We start from the raw sequence: 3927 nt of genomic DNA on the forward strand, positions 1-3927 counted from the left end.
GATGCGGGAGACCGAGACCGAACATGTGTGGCTGGATGCCACCGCGTTTCCGGCCGCGACTTGGCAGCGGCGCTTCCCCACAATTCTGGAGTCCTGCCTTCGCAACGGAATTGATCCCACCACCGAGCCGATCCCGGTTGTACCGGCACAGCATTACGCGTCGGGTGGGCTGGCCACCGACCTCAATGGTCGGACGAGTATCCCGGGACTCTTCGCGGTTGGCGAGTGCGCGTGCACTGGGGTCCACGGAGCGAATCGGTTGGCCAGCAACAGTCTGCTGGAGGGGTTGGTCTTTGCCGACCGGGTCGGCTCGACGCTGTCCGCGGGGCTGCCCGATCGGCGCGAGCCGTTGGAACCCGCTGGCCCCACCCTGCTGGCGGAAGCGGACGACCGGACCACCATCCAGCAGGCCATGACGGAAGGGGTCGGAGTGCTGCGAACCGCCACGTCGATCGGTACCGCAACAACCACGATCGACAAGGTGATCGCACAGGGCGACGGTTCACCGTTCACCGAAGCGTGGGAGACGACCAACATCGCGATGACAGCTGCCGTGCTGGCCCGGGCGGCCGGACTGCGGGAAGAGACGCGCGGTTCGCACTGGCGGGAGGACTTCCCCGACGTAGACGACGACCGCTGGCGGGTGCGGATCGTGTCGGCGCGCCAGCCCGACGGTGAGGTCGCAGTGACGTTCCGCGAGGTTTCACAGTGATCGCGCAAGCGCATGACCGGTGAGGCGGCTACTCGTGCGCACCCTCACCGCAAACCCATGAGACCCGGAGGAATTCGATGACTGTGCAGGACGCACGCTTCGCGGTGGCCCAAGTCGGCCTCGACCCTGACGAGGTTGAGGCGTTGATTCGCGCCACGGTGGCCGAGGATTTGGCCGGTGGCGTGGACGTCACGACCGTCGCGACGATACCCGCCGAACACCGCAGCGTGTTGGATCTGGTCAGCCGTGCCGATGGGGTCGTCGCCGGTGTTCCCGTTGCCAGATTGGTCTTCGAGGTGGTGGCCGAGTCCGGTGAGCCGATCGATTGCCAGACCCGAGTCGATGACGGCTCGGTCGTTGGTCCGGGGACGGTGGTGTTCAGCGCGACTGGAAGTACGCGTGACCTGTTGACCGCTGAGCGGACGGCCCTCAATCTGCTGGGGCACCTGTCCGGCGTTGCGACCGCGACCCATGCCTGGGCGACTGCTCTGGGCGAGGGTCCCACCCAGGTCCGCGATACCCGCAAGACGATGCCGTTGCTGCGATCGCTGGAGAAGTACGCGGTGCGTTGCGGTGGGGGCGTCAATCATCGGATGTCACTTTGCGATGCGGCGTTGGTCAAGGACAACCATGTGGTTGCTGCCGGTGGCGTCGCCGCAGCGTTCGATGCGGTTCGATCAGCGTTCCCAGGCATTCCGGTCGAGGTCGAGGTCGATTCGTTGGATCAACTCGATGAGGTCGTGGACGCCGGTGCCCAACTCGTCCTGCTCGACAACTTCACGGTCGACCAGATGGCTGAGGCCGTCAATCGCGTCGGCGGTCGCGCCAAACTCGAGGCATCGGGTGGGCTGCGGCTCAGCGATGCCGCCGCCGTAGGTGCCACCGGCGTCGACTACGTAGCGGTCGGGGCGTTGACCCACTCGGCGCCCAGCCTGGACATTGGCGCCGATCTGCGATCGGTATAGGCCAAGTCGAAAGTCATCTGCGCATCGGGGATCATTGAGCCGTGCTACTCACAATTGACGTCGGGAACACCAACACCGACATCGGCCTGTTCGACGGCGAAGAACTCGCGCGTTCCTACCGCACCAAGACCGATGCCCGGTCCACTGGCGACGAGATCGCGTTGACGTTCCGCGGTCTACTCGCAGCTGACCCGCCGATCACCGGTGTCGCGTTGTGTTCCACCGTTCCAGCGGCGCTGCGCGAGATGCGAGGGATGTTGGAGCGCTACTACTCAGGCGTTCCGACGGTGGTTGTGGAACCCGGAGTCAAGACCGGAGTCGGGGTACACACCGACAATCCGAAAGAGGTGGGCACCGACCGGATCATGAACACGCTTGCCGCTTTTCACCTCTACGGCGGACCGTGCATCGTGGTCGACTTCGGAACGTCGACCAACTTCGATGTCATCTCCGAGCGAGGCGAGTTCCTGGGTGGCGCCCTGGCCGCCGGCATCGAGATCTCCGTCGATGCTCTTGCCCAACGCGCTGCGCAGCTTCGCAAAGTCGAACTCGTACGCCCGCGCTCGGTCATCGGCAAGAACACCGTGGAGTCGCTGCAATCCGGGTCGGTGTACGGATTTGCCGGTCAGGTTGACGGTGTGGTCAGCCGGATCATCGAGGAACTCGGTGGCGAGGTGACGGCCGTGGTTGCCACCGGTGGGTTGTCCAAAGTGGTGCTCGATGAAGCCAGCACGATCACTGACCACGAGCCATTCCTGACTCTCATCGGTTTGCGACTGGTGTTTGAGAAGAATGCCTGATTCACTCGTCGATTCGCGGCTTGGCCAGGTGGTGATCCGCCCCGCCCGCACGACTGACGTGGCAACCATTCGGCGCCTGGTGGATACGTTCTCGCCCGATCGCAGGTTGTTGAGCAAAGCGACCGTAGCCCTTTACGAAGACGTGCCTGAGTTTCTGGTGGCCGACATTGATGGTCGCGTGGTCGGATGCGGCGCCCTACATGTGATGTGGGAGGACTTGGCCGAGGTCCGCACGCTGGCGGTCGCCCCGGATTCATTGGGCAAGGGCGTCGGGTCGGCAATGCTGTGCGCCCTGCTCGCTCGGGCCAACGACATTGGCGTCAAGCGGGTATTCGTGCTGACCTTCGAGGTTGAGTTCTTTCAACGATTCGGATTCTCCGAAATCGACGGGACGCCGGTCACCCATGAGGTTTTCGAGCAACTCAAGAAGTCCTACGACGAGGGTGTTGCCGAGTTCCTCGACCTCGAGCGGGTCAAACCCAACACGCTGGGCAACACCCGAATGCTGCTCATCCTCTGACCCGCACAGAATCGGCGGCCCTCACAACGTCGCGGTTTCTGGCTGCCGCGTCGGATCACCCTGGAGTGCAAGAGTGGTGGAAGTGAACACGACCGACACTTTTGCGGCAGACTTGCCAATTCCTGACCGAAACCAAGCGAGGGCGTAGCGCCGTGACACTGGCAGACCAGCACGTAACCAAGGCCGCACCATCGCCTGAGCAGATCGCGCAGGGTTTTCTGGAGCAGTTGTGGCACGGCCAGGGCATCGACCTGCGTCGGGCAACGGTCAATGACCAGTACCAGGCTCTCGCGCGCCTGACGCGCCGCTATTTGATGGACGACTGGCTGACCAGGCTGTCCCGGGACATCGATGAGGCTCCCAAGGCCGTCGCCTACCTGTCGGCGGAGTATCTGCTCGGGCCGCAACTGATCAACGCGCTGGTCGCACGGGGACTGCAGGACGTGGTGCGCGAGGGGTTGTCCACGCTCGGCCTGGACCTGGATGTGCTCGCGGCCGCTGAACCCGAACCGGGACTCGGCAACGGCGGTCTCGGTCGCCTGGCGGCGTGCTACATCGATTCGCTGGCAACCATGCGGATTCCCGCGATCGGGTACGGGATTCGCTACGAATACGGCATCTTCCGGCAGACGTTCGTTGACGGTCGCCAGGTCGAGGTGCCCGACACCTGGCTGGCAATGGGGAATCCGTGGGAGTTTGCTCACCCGGAAATGACCCAGGAGATCGGTTTCGGAGGTCACGTCGAGCACCGGGTCGATGACCAGGGCGTCGCCCGCAGCACGTGGACGCCGGACCGCTTCGTCAATGCTGTGCCCTACAACTATCTGGTGCCCGGGTACGGCGATGGTGCGGTCAACACGCTGCGCCTCTGGTCGGCCAAGGCCCCGGATGAGTTCAACCTCGAGATCTTCAATGCCGGCGACTACGAGC

5 protein-coding genes are annotated in these 3927 nt (G+C 64.0%); all 5 read left to right on the top strand.

Annotated features, from left to right (window positions below; translation table 11 throughout):
* A partial coding sequence (locus KAZ48_11205; protein ID MBP7973356.1) for an FAD-binding protein occupies positions 1-712 on the top strand: 712 nt, incomplete at its 5' end.
* Between the two features lie 77 nt (positions 713-789).
* Positions 790-1677 (top strand): carboxylating nicotinate-nucleotide diphosphorylase, encoded by an 888-nt coding sequence (locus KAZ48_11210; GenBank protein MBP7973357.1) that lies wholly within the window; start codon positions 790-792, stop codon positions 1675-1677.
* 41 nt (positions 1678-1718) lie between these two features.
* Positions 1719-2477, top strand: coding sequence for a type III pantothenate kinase (locus KAZ48_11215; GenBank protein MBP7973358.1), 759 nt, complete (start codon positions 1719-1721; stop codon positions 2475-2477).
* A 34-nt stretch (positions 2478-2511) separates the two neighbouring features.
* On the top strand, positions 2512-2997 hold the full coding sequence (locus KAZ48_11220; protein ID MBP7973359.1) for an amino-acid N-acetyltransferase: 486 nt from the start codon (positions 2512-2514) through the stop codon (positions 2995-2997).
* A 152-nt stretch (positions 2998-3149) separates the two neighbouring features.
* Positions 3150-3927 (top strand): glycogen/starch/alpha-glucan phosphorylase (locus KAZ48_11225; GenBank protein ID MBP7973360.1); only part of this gene is annotated, 778 nt, incomplete at its 3' end.

The sequence above is a fragment of the Candidatus Nanopelagicales bacterium genome, from assembly GCA_018003655.1.
Classification (GTDB): Bacteria; Actinomycetota; Actinomycetes; order S36-B12; family UBA10799; genus JAGNDY01.

Excerpts from the sequence above, each read along its gene's own strand:
- KAZ48_11210 (MBP7973357.1), top strand. The coding sequence starts at position 790 with ATGACTGTGCAGGACGCACGCTTCGCGGTGGCCCAAGTCGGCCTCGAC.